This is a genomic window from Ruegeria sp. SATB045 (genome assembly GCF_059613525.1).
In genome coordinates this window covers 64432-81088 of record NZ_JBXWSR010000012.1, presented here as the reverse complement: position 1 = coordinate 81088, position 16657 = coordinate 64432, and the positions used below count along the sequence as shown (strand labels likewise).

At 56.1% G+C, this 16657-nt stretch carries 12 protein-coding genes; 7 read left to right on the top strand and 5 right to left on the bottom strand.

Annotation, left to right across the window (positions count from 1 at the left end):
• The first annotated feature begins 463 nt into the window (after positions 1-463).
• The 6 genes from AC2FNR_RS02390 to AC2FNR_RS02365 all read left to right on the top strand — a co-directional run bounded on the left by AC2FNR_RS02390 (position 464) and on the right by AC2FNR_RS02365 (position 11982).
• The gene (locus tag AC2FNR_RS02390; protein WP_496847851.1) at positions 464-3358 is read left to right on the top strand and encodes an AAA domain-containing protein; all 2895 of its coding nucleotides are present in this window, start codon (positions 464-466) and stop codon (positions 3356-3358) included.
• Entirely contained in the window at positions 3330-4919 is a 1590-nt protein-coding gene (locus tag AC2FNR_RS02385; protein WP_496847850.1) for a coiled-coil domain-containing protein, read from the top strand. Before AC2FNR_RS02390 ends, AC2FNR_RS02385 begins: the two co-directional genes overlap by 29 nt.
• A gap of 35 nt (positions 4920-4954) precedes the next feature.
• Complete coding sequence (locus AC2FNR_RS02380; RefSeq protein WP_496847849.1) at positions 4955-6949, top strand: McrB family protein; 1995 nt, start codon at positions 4955-4957, stop codon at positions 6947-6949.
• Between the two features lie 290 nt (positions 6950-7239).
• Positions 7240-8454, top strand: a complete 1215-nt coding sequence (locus AC2FNR_RS02375) for a hypothetical protein (protein ID WP_496847848.1) — start codon at positions 7240-7242, stop codon at positions 8452-8454.
• The gene (locus tag AC2FNR_RS02370; protein WP_496847847.1) at positions 8451-10814 is read left to right on the top strand and encodes a hypothetical protein; all 2364 of its coding nucleotides are present in this window, start codon (positions 8451-8453) and stop codon (positions 10812-10814) included. Before AC2FNR_RS02375 ends, AC2FNR_RS02370 begins: the two co-directional genes overlap by 4 nt.
• A 145-nt stretch (positions 10815-10959) precedes the next feature.
• Positions 10960-11982 carry a nucleotidyltransferase family protein gene (locus tag AC2FNR_RS02365; protein ID WP_496847846.1) on the top strand — a complete coding sequence of 341 codons (1023 nt, stop codon included), beginning with the start codon at positions 10960-10962 and terminating at the stop codon, positions 11980-11982.
• Between the two features lie 476 nt (positions 11983-12458).
• On the opposite strand, the gene AC2FNR_RS02360 is transcribed toward AC2FNR_RS02365, so the two are convergent.
• On the bottom strand, positions 12459-13211 hold the full coding sequence (locus AC2FNR_RS02360; RefSeq protein WP_496847845.1) for an SMP-30/gluconolactonase/LRE family protein: 753 nt from the start codon (positions 13209-13211) through the stop codon (positions 12459-12461).
• Between the two features lie 16 nt (positions 13212-13227).
• Between AC2FNR_RS02360 and AC2FNR_RS02355 the strand changes: the two genes are divergently transcribed.
• Complete coding sequence (locus AC2FNR_RS02355) at positions 13228-13464, top strand: helix-turn-helix domain-containing protein (protein WP_496847844.1); 237 nt, start codon at positions 13228-13230, stop codon at positions 13462-13464.
• A 70-nt stretch (positions 13465-13534) separates the two neighbouring features.
• Here AC2FNR_RS02355 and AC2FNR_RS02350 read toward each other — a convergent pair whose 3' ends face one another.
• From AC2FNR_RS02350 to AC2FNR_RS02335, 4 genes are read right to left on the bottom strand one after another with little or no spacing between them, the layout of a single operon-like run.
• Positions 13535-14338: an ABC transporter permease gene (locus AC2FNR_RS02350; RefSeq protein WP_480869593.1), complete on the bottom strand. Its 804-nt coding sequence runs from the start codon at positions 14336-14338 to the stop codon at positions 13535-13537.
• A complete protein-coding gene (locus tag AC2FNR_RS02345) occupies positions 14293-15039 on the bottom strand; it encodes an ABC transporter permease (protein WP_496847843.1) in 747 nt (248 codons plus the stop codon). The genes AC2FNR_RS02350 and AC2FNR_RS02345 overlap by 46 nt, the downstream gene beginning before the upstream one ends.
• 9 nt (positions 15040-15048) lie before the next feature.
• Entirely contained in the window at positions 15049-15813 is a 765-nt protein-coding gene (locus tag AC2FNR_RS02340) for a transporter substrate-binding domain-containing protein (protein ID WP_170356310.1), read from the bottom strand.
• Positions 15814-15847: 34 nt separating this feature from the next.
• Positions 15848-16642 carry an ABC transporter ATP-binding protein gene (locus tag AC2FNR_RS02335; RefSeq protein ID WP_496847842.1) on the bottom strand — a complete coding sequence of 265 codons (795 nt, stop codon included), beginning with the start codon at positions 16640-16642 and terminating at the stop codon, positions 15848-15850.
• Positions 16643-16657: the final 15 nt, after the last annotated feature.

Below are 16657 nucleotides of genomic sequence, written 5' to 3'. Positions count from 1 at the left end.
TTCAGGTGAATGTGCGCGTTAGTCGCTTGAAAAGTATTGAGAATTGATGTCTATCTGGTTTGAGAGGTGGGCTTTGAAACTAATTTTTTGTTGTCAGTTGGAGTATTAAGTGCAGCAGACGCTATTCAAACATCCTGTCTCGGTTGTCCGAAGGATTCCAGCTTGGTAGAAGGCCTGAAGCATGTCACTGGTTTTGAAGACGGTTCGGGCTTTTCCGCGAGGTCGGACGACAGAAGAATTGCTTGTTCTCGTTGGTGCGGCTTTTTCACATGACAAGCGGCTTGCGACTCTAAGCGAACTGGAGACTCTATTTCGCGATGGTTTGATAGCTAAAGGCAAGGACGGTCGCTGGCGTGCAAAGGTCGACGGTTTAAAACCCAGACATGAGAGCGTGTCGGCTTCGAGAGGTAGAGGACCGGAGGGCTTCGTTGATGTCATTCACGCTGCCAACGCTTCCTTCTCCTTGGAACCGACGGCGGTCGAACTTCCTGATCAAGAGGACGAAAGTTCAGATGCTCCGGATCCGCAGGCGCTGCTGAGATATTGGCGCTCGGCCTTGCGTGCCGATCCACGAGGAGCCACGACCCAGGTTCTCGACAAACATGGAATCGAGTGGGCGTTGATCTCTGGGCGTGGCCCTATCAGTCCCGAAGAAGGGCGAACTCTGACTGTTTCAATTGAACTCGACGCGATTGATCCTGTCTTTCGAGAGGCTCTGGTGCGAAGGGAAGGTCACGAGAACGCGCTCGCAGTGGGTTGGCCGATGGCGGTCGGACGACGTGGCGGAGTTCCTGTCTTCCAACCCGTTGGTATGTTCGCAGCAGCTTGGGACCGCAAGGATGACCGGCTAATCCTGACGATTGATGCCGATGATGTCCTGGTGAACCCTGATTGGGTCAATAGTGCCGCTCGTGCCAGCGGTTGGAAGCGCGACGACCTCGCTGACCTTTTTTTCGCGGACGATGGGCTGGGGCTGCGGGCTCAGGATTTTGTGGAGAAGGTAAGGATTGCCGTTGCCAGTCAGATACGTGGTCGCGTTGTCGGCGCGGACCTCGCCACTCAGCTCGATGCCTCGGCTCAAGGGATATTTGACAGCGCTGCGATCTTCCTTCCAACTGACTCTTCCTTCACCGCGGGTGCTGCTCGTGACCTGGATGCAATTGCGACATGGCCGAAGGACCGCCTTGAGAGAACTGCGCTTGGCGCAGTATTCGGGCTGGACGTTCAAGACGGCACGGACAAGGCTGCTGCAATCGACGCAGTTCCGCTAAACCAGGAACAGTTGCGCGCGGTTCGATCAGCATGCCAAGCACCTTTGACTGTCGTGACCGGTCCGCCTGGGACTGGCAAAAGCCAAGCGATCGTATCTATGGCCGCGTCAGTGCTCGCAGATGGTGGCAGTGTTCTCGTCGCCTCCAAGAACCATCAGGCGCTTGATGCTGTGGAGGACCGTCTTGGCTCTCTTGCTCCGGACGTCCCATTCGCCATCCGGACACTGAACCCGAATGATGAGACGGATACGGGCTTCAAGGACGCCCTCAAACAACTCATCGACAGCGAAAATGTGACGCGCAACGCCCCTCTTGACGATTTTGCATTGGGCCAGCTGAAAAGTGACGCGATCGCAAGAAGCGAAATGGTCAGCATGATCGACAAGATCACGGATTTGGAATGCGAAATTTCCGATATTCTGGACCGCATTCAGGTCCGAGAGGATCGCGGGCGACCCGACAACCAAGACCCAGAAGACGTTGGACCAAGACAAAGTCCCCTGCTCCGCTTTGTCTCTTGGATTGGTTCGTTTTTCGCCAAGCGCCTCGCCAAAGAAGCGCCGGCGACAGACCGTGCTTCGTCTCGTCTCGGTATGAGCCTCAGAGAACTTCAAAGGGCACTGGCCGACAAAAGATCTGAACGCGATGCGCTTGGGACACCTGACGACCCGATCGCCCTAGGCGAGAAGATTCGGGAAGCGACCGAGAAACTCCTGCCTGGCATTCTGTCTGCCCGGACACATCTCCCGGAGGACGAGCGACGCGAAATCGCCGAACTCTACGATGACTGGACATTCGATGGTGGGCGGGGACATCCCCCCACAGACCTTTCGCGCGTCCTCATTTTACATCGGCCCTTGTGGCTTGCGTCGATCTTGGGAACGCCTCGACGCATACCTCTCGATGACGGGCTGTTCGACCTTGTGATTTTCGACGAGGCGAGCCAATGCGACATCGCGACGGCCGTTCCGTTGCTGGCGCGCGCCAAGCGGGCAGTCGTTGTTGGGGACGATCGACAACTGTCATTCATCCCGCAACTCGGTCAGGCTCAGGACCGCAATCTGATGCAGGCTCAGGGTCTACCGGTTGCCAAAATGGGGCGCTTCGCACAAAGCCGCCGTTCACTATTCGATTTCGCATCGCGCGTATCTGTTGCCAAAAACAGGATTACGTTGAAGCACCAGTATCGCTCGGCGGGCCCGATCGTCGATTACATCAGCGAGAACTTTTACGGCAACCAGTTGCAGACCTCGTATGACCCGAGGCGTCTGAGAGTGCCAGAAGGGGTGCGCCCCGGCCTCGCATGGGAACATGTTCCTGCGCCCGCGGTCCCGCAAATGGGCAACGTCAATTCGTCGGAAGTGAGCGCAATTGTTCGCCACCTTAAAAAGCTGATCGTTGAAGACAAATACACGGGCAGCATCGGGATCATAACGCCGTTTCGCGCCCAAGTGGCCGCAATAGAGAGCGCGGTCGATGCCGTTCTCGATGAACCCAAGCGCATTGCCTGCGAGCTCAAGGTTGGCACAGTCGACGGTTTCCAGGGACAGGAGCGGGATCTCATCATGTTCTCGCCGTGCGTCGGTCCACGCAGCCCGCAGTCTGGCTTGACCTTCTTTCAGCGAGATACTCGTCGCTTGAACGTTGCGATTTCGCGGGCCCGGGCGGTTGCGATGATCTTCGGCGATCTCGATTTTGCACGTTCAGGGCAATCGAAGGCGCTGGCCAAGCTAGCTTCGAGGGCGACGGAAGCGCGGACTAAACGAGGCGAAGGTGTCTTCGACAGCGATTGGGAACGCAAAGTCTACCACGCTCTTAAGAACCGCGGTCTGGATCCACAGCCCCAGCACGAAATAGCTGGGCGGAGGCTCGACTTCGCGTTGTTTGGAGCGAATGGCGTAAAGCTCGACCTCGAGGTCGACGGACGCAGATGGCACGAAAGTCCGGACGGACGTCGAAAGACATCCGATCTCTGGCGCGATCATCAACTGAAGTCCATGGGTTGGCGGGTGCGCCGGTTCTGGGTGGACGAACTTTCAAGGGATATGGAGGGGTGTCTTGACCGAGTCGAACAAGACCTATCGTAAGTCGAGCAGAAACACCGCAGTTGCGTTGGGGCTGGGTGGGGCGGCCGTCCTTGCCTCGGGCTTTCTAGTTCTGCAAATCAACTCCCTCGACCGTCGATATGGCCGTATCGAGGAAAATCTCGGCTACTACACCGGGGAACTACAATCCGCGCAACAGCAACTGGCTCTTGCTCGTGAGCAATTTCGCGAACTTTCTGACCAGAAGCAAAGTTTGTCTCAGGAAGTCGCGAGCGCCGAAAGCAGCCGGCAAAGCGCGGCTAAGAGAGAGGCGGATGCGCAGGCTCGTCTCGAACACAGCCAGGCTCAATTGACTGCAGTGCAAGACCGTTTGGCCGAAGCACAAAAAACGATTGCGGATGCGCAACGAATTGAGCGCGAAACTACTCAGGCTTTGCAGCGAAGAAATAGCCTCGTAACAGAGGTGGTCGACCTTGAAGGCGAGGTGCAGACCCTCAAAGAGAGCCAGCAAGAATTGTCTGCGGGGGTCGATCAAACACAATCGGCTGTCGATCGCCTTGAAGAGAGAAGGACTGATCTCCAGCGCGAAGTGGATAGACTTGCGCCCGCTGTTGAAGACCTTCGTGCGCAGGAGCGTCGTGTCGAACAACTGCGAAATGACGAGGATCGTCTCGAACAGAGCCGCGCCGATTTGAATGCGAATATTGCAAGTGCACGAACTGAATTGGCGACCAGGGTAGACGAGGCCGTAGCCGCCGAGGAGAGGCTACGCGCGCGTCAGGCACAGGTCGCATCTGCAGAAGCTCAACTTGAAAAGCTGAATTCAGAACTCGATGACCTTGAGGCTAGAAAAACCGACATGCAGGCAAGCGTCTCGGGTGCAGAGACGCGACTTTCTTCATTGCAAAACGAAATGGAGGTCGCACAGAATGCGGTGACGCGAGCTGAAGCTCAGCGCGCTCAAACCACGGAAGCACTTAACATCGCTCAGGAACAGTTATCGACGCGAAGCGCTCAGCTTTCTACACTTCAGTCGCAGATCGCATCGGCAGATGAAGAGCTGGCCGAACTTGCCGAGAAACGGGCGGAATTCAGCAAATTGCAGGCTGAAGTAGATCAGCTGCAAGCACGTCGAGCGACACTTGAGGAAGTGCTGCCCGAACTCGAGAGGCGGGTTCAGGAAAAACGGGCCAACTTGGGCTCGATCACGACAGAAGCGGAAACAGAGCTCGGGCGTGTTGCTGATCTCAAAGGCCAGGCTTCCAGTCTGAAGGCCGAAGTCGAGCGCCTCAAACAGCGACACGACGAACTCCAGATGGAGACGCAGACCGCCGCGAGTGCGGCGCAGGCCGCCCGAGCGTCCCTTCAAGCCGAGCGCACTCAACTTGAGGAAATCGAGGCACTTTCGAACGCGCGGACGACTGACCTCAGGCGTTTGAGAGAGGCTCTCGCTGCTGCCGAAGATGAGCTTTCCGAGACACGAGCGGAACTGTTGAAGCGACAGCCAGTGGACGAGGAACCAGTATCAACCACAAGTGAAAGCGCTGGCACTGGTGAAAAAGCTCAGTCTGACAACTCCGAGCCATCGAGCAGCGATCAGTGAGGTAACCGAGAATGCTTACGGACAATACAATACTTGTGCTGGCGATTGCGGGTGTCCTGATACTGCTCGCCGTAGTTCAACTTTTTTTGGCCGCCCGCCACGACAGGGCAGTAACGGCAGCAGGCCCGATTGAGGAGCTTGCCGTTTACGAGAAGCGGCTTGAAGAAAAGCAGCGGCTCATGGACGACCTCGAAGCAGAAGTCGAAAAACGCCGAGAAGCGATGGCCATCGTCACCGACATCGAGGCTGAGGTCGACGGTCTGCGGCGTCAGAAGGAGGAGCTTCTTACAGAATGGGAGAGCCTCCGAGAACGCCGGGACGAAGTTGCGGCTGTTCGCAAGGAAACAGAGGACGCTGTTGTCGAACGCCAGCAACTCGAAACGGAGATCGCTCCGCTGCGGGCGGAGTATCTGGAGGTTAAGGAACGTCTGGAAAAAGCAGAAGAGCTCATCGAGCGCACTGATGATTTGAAGAAGGATCATGACCGAATTTCCAAGCGTGTCGAAGAGCTTCGCAACCAACAGCAGAAGCTCGAAGAAGCTGAAGAAAGAGTTTCTCGTCTCGAAGAGCGCTTCTTCGAACTTGAGGCGTCAAATGCCCGGCTGGAAGGTCGGAAAGCGTCTCAGGAAAGCCAGTTGGCAGAATTGGAAAGCCGCATAGCATCGGAACACGAAGTATTGGCCGCGACCCATACCGAACATTCCCGGTTGGATGCCGAAGTAGCCGCGATGAACCAAGAGACACGTCGCTACAAGGGGGAAATTGAAACTCTCCAAGAAACAAGGAGCGCGCTTGACGCTCGATTGGCGCACCTCAAGGCCGAGATAGCTCGCCGAGAAGGTCGAACTGTCGACGGGGACGCCGGAGATACAGATCCGCTCCGCGAACTCAAAGAAACGCCACCAGTCATCACGGCAATGAGGACGTGGGACAAAGCGCCCCGAGAGAACGAGGCGGACGCCATCAAACGCGTTGAACGGCGCCTTCGTGCAAAAGGTCTCGACTATCCTGCTCGCACGCTTCGTGCCTTCCATACGGCCATGAAAGTCAACGAGACAACCCAGATGGCAGTCCTTGCCGGCATTTCTGGGACCGGCAAAAGCCAGCTCCCGCGTCAATACGCGGCCGGTATGGGCATCGGGTTTTTGCAAGTTCCTGTGCAGCCGCGTTGGGACAGTCCGCAGGACCTGATGGGCTTCTATAACTATATTGAAGGCAAGTTTCGACCCACAGACATGGCACGCGCTCTTTGGGCGCTCGACGAGCTTAACAACGACGACGCGGAACAGGATCGCATGATGATGATCCTGCTGGACGAGATGAACCTCGCAAGGGTCGAATACTACTTCTCGGATTTCCTCAGCAGGCTGGAAAGCCGCCCCCGCCCCGACGATGTCGGCGATGCAAACGAACGCAAGGACGCTGAGATCGAGCTGGAAATTCCGAACATGGAACGGCCACCCCGGATTTTTCCAGGTTACAACCTCTTGTTCGCGGGAACGATGAACGAAGATGAAAGCACGCAGTCGCTGTCCGACAAAGTTGTCGACCGTGCTAATATCCTTCGTTTTTCCGCCCCGAGGAAAATCAAAGACGGACGGGCAGAAGGAACGGTCGAGCCTACGTTGGCTCTTTCTCAACAAACATGGGAAAGCTGGGGGCGGTCGAGTGTGTCTGTCGATGGTGATCGGAGTGTCACCAGCCGGATCGAACAAATGGTTGATCTGATGCGGGATTTCAAACGGCCTTTCGGGCATCGGCTCGGACGTGCCATCATGGCTTACGCAGCGAATTATCCCGAGGTGGAAGGCGGCCGTGGTGTCGACGACGCTCTCGCAGATCAGGTCGAGATGCGCCTTCTCCCGAAACTCAGGGGTGTGGAAACAGATATGGCCGGTCCCCAATTCTCAAAATTGATAAACTTTGTGGAACGCGATCTGAGGGACGACGCCCTGGCGCAAGCGATCGGTGAGTCAATGTCCCTCGCCGAGGCAACTGGACAGTTCGTGTGGAGCGGGGTCACGCGTTGATGCGGTTTCTGGCCCGTCCATGGGCGACAAAAGCCCTTGGAGGGGACGAAGCCTTTGGGCCCGAAGACAGTCTGATCGGTAGCTACCAAGGGGCGAACCCAGGCGGCTATGAATACGTGACGCTCTTGAAAGGAAACGTCCGAGGTAACGATACCGGAACAGTTCTGTTTCCATATCCAAAGCGTGAGGAAGCTGTCGGGCCTGCGCGTAAGGGCTTCCCGGTGCGTCCAAGGTCGGGGCACGATCCTGCCACTCCGGACGAAGAAGAAGGCGCAGAGGCCCTTCGGCACATGAACGAAGTTCTTGCGCGCATCCAGGAGCTGGAAGAAGCGATTGAAGACCCTAGCGATACATGGGGGCGCTTGAGGGATGCTTGGAAGCGTGCCGAGGATGAAGCCGAGCCCAAAATGGCAGAGATCGTTCGGCAGGCGCGGGGCATGCTTCCGGTGCTTCGCGATCTGGAAAAACGCATCCGCCGGGTTCTACGTAGGCACCGGGAGCTGACTCCCCTTGATCGGGTGCAGGAGATGGATCGGGCCTCGATGGTGTGGCTTAGCCGACAACCAGGGCGAAACATTGCGGAACGTGCAGGTTCTTCGCAACGAATTCTTGCGACGGTTCGCCGTGAGAATTTCGATACGCTCGAGAACCGTGTGCTGCATGCCTACACGCGTCTTGCCACAGATGTTGCACGCGAATGGACCCGTGAGCACCCTCGTGCAAAGGACAGTGTTCGCTACAAACAGGTTGAGGCTTTTAGAAAGGCCTGTCGAGTATTGTCGCGAACACTCAGTGACCTTGATGTCATGATCGCGTCGGCCGGCGTCCAGCCAAACTATGTGCTCATTCAAGATCGCAACTATCGCGAGGTTCATGAGGGATGGCTTAGGCTTCTTTTACGCCGAAAAATTGAAGATGATCTTTGGGCTTGGCAGGCCGAAACTTGGACGGATTTCTCTGTTCTGTCGATCATCCTTGCCATCGACGAATTGGACGAGGCAGAACTTGTCGCTCAGTCGCCGATTTCGTGGTGCGGTGAGGCAACAGGTGGACGCTGGTTCAATCAGGATCGGCCGATCGCCGTCTTTTGGCTTCGCGACACCAACCGCATTGTTGAAGTCCAAGCACGCCCTGAGCGACCAGGAATCATGTTGAGCGCGGCACAAGCGCACGTCGCCCTCAGAATTTCCGATCCAAAACGGGCTGACCTTCCGCGCAGGGTCGCGGTATGGACGCCACATGCGATGCGTAGAATTGACCTCAAGGATGCTGTGCAGGGGGCAGCTCAACTGCTTCACCAAATCCAGCCCCTCGCTCAGACGGAAATTTTACGGAATGGGCTGATCATGACCCCAGCACGTGGAGTCGCTGCTGGAGAGAGCGCAGCTTATGGGAGAGCGAGCGCTACGGCAATCGCCATAGGCCCTGCCGGTGAAGACCTCTCGAAGGGATTCCAAGCGGTGCGCGACTTTATTCGCAGTGAGCTATACGAGGTCGCAACATGACCGACCGAAAACTGTGCGGTTTCGACCTCAACGGATGGAGGGATTTCGTCGCGAAGAATTGGCACTCTGTTCCGGGTGAAGACGAAATCATTGGGCCTACCGACATCGTCCCAAGTGGCCCGCTTTCGTCGATTGTGCGGATCGGAGAAAGCCGCCTCTCAGGTTGGATCGGAGGACCGCAGGCTGACATTGCTCCGCATGGTCGCGGTGGTGGTTGGGGGGATGTCGGGTCAGAAGGAAGACGCATTCCCGTTCGGTCACTGCTGGAAATGCAGGATGACGGTGTCGAAAAACTCGCTCAGGCATTTTTGGGATCTGCTAGCGGTTCAGCAAACACGGTCGTTTCGATCGATGAGGGCCCGGATGGCGATGAGGTCATCCAGGAGCACCTTCTCGAGGCAGTTGCTCGAGGGAAGTTCCGCAATGGTGCATTGGTCTGGCGGCCTGTTCTTACCGCGTTGTTCGCCATTCATCGCGATCAGGTTACTGAAGGGCATCTTGTAGGCGTCGTCTCCCATCAGCGCCGAGGCTTGTCTGTTCAAAAACTGCGTATTCGAAGCGCCAGGAATGTTCTCGCTCCGGAGAGACGCGAAGCCGCTGCGCAAATACCGTGCGACGCTGGATACGAGTCCCTTTTCCAATGTGCCCGCAACGCCGCTGTTGGAACCGAGGGTTTTTCGGCGCGAACAGCTCATCGTGCCATCGCAAATTCGGTCGGAAAAGCTGGCTTAGGGATGGATTGCTATCCTGAGATGCTCCGCGTGCCCAACGGTGATTGGGAACTCTTGGACCTTACCAATTATGATGCGTCTGAAGCGGTCAGTATACCGTGTTCAGAGCTTAGTCTGGCCGATTGCGACATCGTTCTCTTTGAGACACTGGCGGAAGGTAGGCTCAAAGAACGCTTGAGTGATGCTATCCAAGAAGCGTCGCCAGTTGAGGTGCATTCACTTCCCGCAACGGCTGTTGCGGAAGGTGCGTTGGAAGCAGCACGCCGAGCCGGGGACGGGGAACCGATCTTCTTCGACTTTCTACCACGATTGTCCACCATCGTGTTCGGATCGGACGGCGCAAAGAATTTCGATCTTATACGGAAAGAAGAAACGCTCGAAGCAGGTCGGATTTACAGAAGCCCTGAAGCAGCATCTCTCGCAATTCCGGCAGGGCAGGAGAGCGTCTCAGTATTCCTGCGGAAAGAAGAAGCTCCCTGGCCTCGAAAGGCAAGCGTATCGCTTGGAACTCCCCTGAAGCATCAAGCCGCCGTTTCGCTTTGGGTAGAACAGAAGCCGGCCGCCGGGCGTGCGCGAATCCTCATGGAAGCGCCGGACTTGGGGCGGAATTTCGTGGTGGATTGGGATGAAGCACTGGAAGAGGAAAGGCCCTGGTCTGAGATCATAGAGAGTTTGGATACGCAAGTATCAATTCCCAAACGTCTGGTTCTTCCCTGCGGCATGGAGGCATGGCACGACAGCGACCGTTCCGCGGGTATGCTAACTTTGCTCGAATCCGAACCTAATCGCAGCCGCACGGATTGGGCGACCCTTCGGCAAAAACTTTCACAGCGTCCATTTGGCAAATACTGCATCTCAAGTGACGGCGACGTGCCTCCGGAGATCGCGGCAGAAACCCTTGAGCGGTTTGAAATTCTGACCAGCAAAGCGCTTGAGGTTACTGAAAAGCGCCTGAGGGGCGAAAGCGGTTACGGAACGGAAGACAACGAGGCTCTCAAATTCTTGAGTTGGCAGTTCCGCCGATGCCCGCGCGATGTCGCGACGTGGCTGATGGACTGTATTGAAGCGTCCGGGCGCAACCACCCGTTCGTCAAACATCAAGCAAGTTGGGTTCTCGTATATCAGGGCCTTGGCCGCATAGTCGGAAGCGAAGAAGACGAAGCGAGAGCAATGCGGTTGCTTCTGACATCGTCCATTGAGGACTGGACCTGGAACCGGCAAAGCGCGGCCATGGCTTTCATGCTGTCTCGTTCTGACAGCGCTCCATCTTACCTGAAACGAGAAGACGTAGTGAAGCTGACCAAGAGGACAATTGCGGACTTCCAACGTAATATCGGCGGCCAATATACAATGTTTAACTACGCGCCTTTCCTACTTGCAGGCCTGGTAAGATGGCGTCTCGTTGATCCTAGTGCATTGGTGATCGGGGCCGACCCGTTGGCGGATGACCTCTTGGCTATCATTGAGAAAACAGAGCGCGACCTGAAGGCCCGTCGTGGGGCCAATACTAATTTCCAAAGGCGGCGGTTGAAGTTCTTGCCTATCCTCCAAGACCTTAAGTCAGAACTGGCGGGAGAAGGTTCGAATCCTGACCTATTGTTGGATATCTATGGAGCAAGTGGAACGTGAACATGAGCGCGCAGGTAGTCTGAGAATTGGCGTGACAGAGCCAAACAATATCCCTAAGAAGCGTGATGTTCAACATCTTTACTTTTTGTTGAACATACGCCATGTTCAACAAAATTAAAATCCGTTGAGCACAGTGGAAGCCAAGATGTTCACGCGCCATTCATCCATAGCACATGCCGCTTATCACGATCTCCTGCGTTCACTGCGGGACGATTCTGTTTCGGACATCCGAGGCACCCCCACACGAGTCGAACGCAACGACAGGACCTACTGGTATGACACCTACCGGGTCGGTTCCGATGTCAAAAAGCACTACTTGGGAGAGGATTGTGAGGAACTGCGCGGCAGGCTGGAACAGCACAAAACTTTGAAAGCCCAACAGGAAGACCGCCGCCGCAACCGGGCGCGCCTCGTGCGGCTCCTAAGAGCAGAAGGTTTCCTGGGTCTGGACGCTGCCACGGGCAGCCTGCTCTCTGCGATGGCAACGTCCGGCGTATTTCGTCTAGGCGGCACCATAGTGGGGACGCACGCCTTCCGCCTTTACGAAGGTGAATTGGGTGTGCGTTTCGACATGGATATGACCGCTCACACGGATGACATCGACATCGCCAGCTTTTCCAGGTTGTCGCTGGTGCTGGAGGACACTGCATCACCACCGCTGGAAGATGTGTTCCGCGATTTCGACTTCATGGCGCAGCCCAGTCTCACGGCTGGACGCACCTGGCGTTGGAAACAGACACGAGGCGACACGCTGATAGAATTCCTCACTCCATCATTTGGTGAGGATGAGGATGTGCGCGAACTGCCCGCTTTGGGAGTGGATGCGCAAGGACTGCACCATCTGAACTACCTCATCGCGGAGCCAATCAACGCTGCTGTAACCTACCGGAGTGGCGTTTTGGTGCAAATCCCGCAACCAGAACGCTATGCCATCCACAAGTTGATCGTCGCGGACCGTCGCCGTCCCGGTGAAAATGCCCTCAAAGCAGAAAAGGACAGACGACAAGCCGCGTTTCTAGTCGAGGTGCTTGCTCAGGATCGGCCGGACGAATTGAATGACGCCTACGAAGATGCACTCTCTCGTGGCCCCAAGTGGCGTTCTAGGATTGAGGCTAGCCTGGACCGCATGCCGAAAACGCAGCGGCTGTTACGGGAATTGCAGGATTAACGCGCATGTAGACAGTGCTCTCAGGTTCAATGAACCTGTCGAACCGTGTCTTAGTTGGTTTGCTTGGCAAAGCAGGTTGAAAAACAGGGCCCCTTTGACCAAAAATCAATAACTTGGCCACCTGCGCCGATCTTCGGGAGGCAGGGGTCGGAGGTTCGAATCCTCTCACTCCGACCAATAAAACAAGGCGCCCTAGGGCGCCTTTTTGTTTTTAGAGGAATGGCCGCAACGATATCCGCAACGTTTCGTTCGATAGATGTGCTCAGTTCGTTCACTACGGGCATCCACCAACTGCCGAATTAGCACTTCATATCTTCCAGTCCATAATTCCCGCTGCGTTCTTAAGCGCATCTTCAATGACGCGGAGGCCTTTCAATGGGCGTGTGACATAATCTGTCCCAAAACCGCTCGAATAAGATTCGAGCCAGATTTGATCGTTGCTTCTGAGGCTCGCAACACTCCTGTAGCAAGTAAAATCAAACCGGCGAGACACCATTCACATTCAGGTAGATCGCGTAAAGGCTGCTGGTTCCGGCTGCGAACAGCCGGTTCAGCTTGGCGCCGCCAAAACATACATTTCCGACCATCTCGGGTATGTGCACCTTGCCGATCAGATCTCCTTGGGGGTTCAGGCAATGAATACCGTCTGCGGCGGAACTCCAGATGCGGCCTTCACGGTCTGGCCTGAAACCGTCGAACAATCCGGCAGAGCAATTGGCGAAAACCTCACCTCCTGAAAGGGTTTTTCCGTCTTTCGATATGCTGAACCGGCGAATATGGGCCGGGCCTTCGGGGTCATGCGTGATACCGGTATCCGAGATATAGAGTGCGCTCTCATCCGGTGAAAAAGCCAAGCCATTAGGTTTGACGAAATCAGTTGCAACCGCTGTCACCTCGCCCGATGCCGGGTCCACGCGATACACGTGGCAAGCGCCAATCTCGCTGTCGGCGCGCTCTCCTTCATAGTCCATCATGATCCCGTAGGAGGGGTCCGTGAACCAGATGGACCCATCCGATTTGACAACCACGTCGTTCGGTGAGTTCAAGCGCTTTCCCTGCCATGCGTCCGCCAGAACCGTGATGGATCCATCATGCTCGGTTCGGGTGACACGCCGGGTCAGATGTTCGCAGGACACCAGCCGACCCTGCCGGTCCACAGTGTTGCCGTTGGCATTGTTCGAAGGTTCCCGAAACACCGAGACCGAGCCATCGGTATCGTCCCAGCGCATCAGACGATTGTTGGGAATGTCAGACGGAATACGGCCGGAACGGTTCCTGAAAGCGCTTCAGCAACAAGGCACAACGCTACCCCGCGAAATCAAACGGCTGCGTGTCGATATCGCCAAGGAGCACCTAAAAGAAGACCGGATGACAATTGCGGAGATTGGTCTGATGCTTGGCTATTCCGACAAGTCCCACTTCACTCGCTTTTTCCGAGGTCAAACCGGAATGACACCAACCAGGTTCCGCCTTGGCTTGTAATTAAGTAGCAAATACCTGGAGTGGTTATCCACTACTTAACAAGTGCGGGCCGACAAGACAGTGTCAGACTTCAAACACCTTCAAATCGGCGAAAAGCCAAAGCGATCAACCCGGCGAGGACCATATAGACCAAGGCCAACAGCAGAAGCGGCTCGTATACGATAAACGTGTCAGATCGAACCCGCGAAGAGACTGCGTAAATCTCGACCACCGTGATCGTTGCGACCAAGGGTGTCGCTTTGAGCTGCAGGATCGTTTCTCCGCCCAAAGTTGGCAGCACGTTGCGCACAGCCTGGGGCAGCCATATCCGGCGGAACATCGTAAAACGTGGCATTCCGAAAGACTTTGCAGCCTCAAGCTGCCCTTTCGCGACACTGGAAAACGCACCCCGCATCACCTCGCCTTCATAACCAGCGAAGGACAAGGTCAACGCAAGCACCGCATAAGGCCATGCTTGGCGCAGGTAGGGCCACAGCTCTGACGACCTAATCCAAGGAAACTGCGGAAACAGCGAACCCAGTCCGTAATACAACAGCCAAATCTGCAACAGCAGGGGCGTGCCTCGGATTATGGTGCAAAACACTCGGGCAGGTGTTGCCAGGTACCAAGGGCCGATCGCCTGCGCCAAGCCCAGCGGCACCGCCAATAAAAACCCCAGAACGGTTGTCACCACCAGTAGCCAGATCGTCGTCCAAAGGCCCTGCAACGCCAGCGGCGCGTATTGCGGGATCCAATCCCATCGCAACGAAAAGGCACACCAGATAATCAGGGCTGCAAACAACAGCATCATAACGATCCGGTGCGGCTGCATCAGCGCTTTCACGGTGATCACGAGGAACCCCCTTTCAACGAAGGCTGACCACGGCGCGCCCATTTCTCGATACGGGCAAAAACCGCACCCGAGAAAAGGGTGACCATGAGATACAGAAAGCCCGCCGCCAGAAAGAAGGTAAAGTAAGCACGGGTACTGCTTGCCGCCTGTCGTGTTTCAAGTGTCAATTCACTGAACCCGACAACGGCCAGCAAGGCCGTATCCTTGGTCGCGATAAGCCACAGATTGGCCAAGCCTGGCACCGCAAATCCCATCATTGCTGGGATCGTCACGCGACGCATGATCATAAATGCGGGCATTCCATAGGATTTTGCCGCTTCGATTTGCCCGACAGGAACCGCCTTGATAGCCCCACGAAGCACTTCGGTGGCATAGGCCCCCTGTACAACGCCCAAGACCCAGATGCCTGCGGCGACACCGCTGATTTCAACTCGACCTCCTCCGAACGCCTCAGAGATCTTGTTGATGATATCGCTGCCGACATAGTACAGGATCAAGATCAACACCAGTTCAGGCACCGCCCTGATCACCGTTGTATAAATGGCAAGAAGGTCACGTGTGACCTTCCCCCCATAGAGTTTCCCGTAGGCACCGAACAGCCCGATTATCAGCCCCATTCCAAAAGCGCCCACGGCGATCTGCAGGGAATTGGCAAGCCCGCGCAACAGGTTGCCGCCCCAGCTTGACAGCGACAGCAACTCGGCGCTGGCGCCGAGGCTCAGTGTCTCGAATAGTCCGGTCACAACAGCGCCTTAGTAGATGCTGGTGGTGAAATAGCCCTCGGTGATTTTCTCGTGCGTGCCGTCAGCCAGGATCGCCGCGATCCCTTTGTTCAGCGCTTCCAGAAGCTCGGTATCGCCCTTGCGTACGCCTGCACCCACACCACGGCCCAGAATCGCCGGATCATCCGCAACGGCTCCCTTGATCTCGCAGCAGCTGCCATTGTCCGAGTTCACGAAATCCGCCATCGCGATGCTGTCTGCCTGGGTCGCATCAATTCGGCCTGCGAACAGATCTTGATTGGCTTCGTCCTGAGTCTGGTAGACTTTCAACTCGGCGTCCTTGAAGTATTCCTGCGCATAGGCTTGGTGAATCGTCGAGGCCTGAATGCCAATGATCTTGCCAGCCAGCGATTCAGGCGTAGGCTCAATATCAATTGATTTGTCGGCCACAATCACCGCGGGCGTATTGTAGTACGCATCACTGAAGTCGATAGTTTTCAACCGCTCTTCGGTGATCGACATCGAGGCCATGATCGCGTCGATCTGCTGACCAGTCAAAGACGGAATGATGCCGTCCCAGGCAACAGGCGTAATCACGCAGTCAAGCTCGGCCGCAGCACAAACCGCTTCGATGACCTCAATTTCCCAGCCAACCCAGTTGCCCGCGCTGTCCGGCGAGGCGAATGGTGGATAGGGTTCAGCTGCAATACCAATCTTGACTTGCTCGGCTGCAGCACCGCCTGCCGCCAGCATGGCTGCGGCAGAGACTGCAGTCAGGAATGCTTTGATTTTCATAAGTTTCTCCGTGTTGATAGCGTTTATTTTTGTTTTATCCGACCGAGCTGAGGAATTGCTTCAGCCGCTCGGATTGCGGATTTCCAAAGATCTCGGCAGGTGGGCCCTGCTCTTCGATACGACCTTGATATAGGTAGACGACGTGGTTCGCGACCTCGCGGGCGAACTTCATCTCATGCGTGACCAGCAGCATGGTCCGCCCCTCAGCGGCCAGGTCACGGATCACGGTCAGAACTTCTCCGACCAGTTCAGGGTCCAGCGCGGATGTGGGTTCGTCAAACAGCATGGCAGACGGATCAACGGCCAACGCCCGTGCAATCGCGGCTCGCTGCTGCTGACCACCCGAAAGGTAAGCGGGAAACGTGTCCTCCTTACCGCCCAGGCCAACCCTGACCAGCAATTCACGCGCGCGCTCTATCGCTTCTGCCTTTGGGACCTTCAGGACATGCACCGGCACCTCGATCACGTTCTCTAACAAGGTGCGGTGCGTCCACAGATTGAATTGCTGGAACACCATCGCCAGTTTGGTGCGAATACGTTCGATTTGCTTCTGGCTGGCTGGGCTGCCATCTGCCCGCATCGCGACCTCTTCGCCGCCGATGACGATTTTGCCCGACGTTGGCGTCTCCAGAAAATTGATGCAGCGCAGCATGGTTGACTTACCAGAACCCGAACCACCGATGATCGCAACAACATCACCTTGATGCGCGATCAGATCCACGCCTTTCAGAACTTCTAAATCGCCAAAGGATTTATGCAAATCCTCTACCCGGATCGCCTCTCGGCGGGTGTCGGGTTGCTGTGCTGATGCGGCAGCGGCTGTGTCCATTTTTTGCGACCCCAA

Bases quoted from the DNA above. Each gene is read 5' to 3' on its own strand.
- AC2FNR_RS02375 (WP_496847848.1), top strand. From the start codon at position 7,240: ATGAACGAAGTTCTTGCGCGCATCCAGGAGCTGGAAGAAGCGATTGAA.
- AC2FNR_RS02370 (WP_496847847.1), top strand. From the start codon at position 8,451: ATGACCGACCGAAAACTGTGCGGTTTCGACCTCAACGGATGGAGGGAT.
- AC2FNR_RS02365 (WP_496847846.1), top strand. From the start codon at position 10,960: ATGTTCACGCGCCATTCATCCATAGCACATGCCGCTTATCACGATCTC.
- AC2FNR_RS02360 (WP_496847845.1), bottom strand. From the start codon at position 13,211: ATGCGCTGGGACGATACCGATGGCTCGGTCTCGGTGTTTCGGGAACCT.
- AC2FNR_RS02355 (WP_496847844.1), top strand. From the start codon at position 13,228: ATGTCAGACGGAATACGGCCGGAACGGTTCCTGAAAGCGCTTCAGCAA.
- AC2FNR_RS02350 (WP_480869593.1), bottom strand. From the start codon at position 14,338: ATGGGCGCGCCGTGGTCAGCCTTCGTTGAAAGGGGGTTCCTCGTGATC.
- AC2FNR_RS02340 (WP_170356310.1), bottom strand. From the start codon at position 15,813: ATGAAAATCAAAGCATTCCTGACTGCAGTCTCTGCCGCAGCCATGCTG.
- AC2FNR_RS02335 (WP_496847842.1), bottom strand. From the start codon at position 16,642: ATGGACACAGCCGCTGCCGCATCAGCACAGCAACCCGACACCCGCCGA.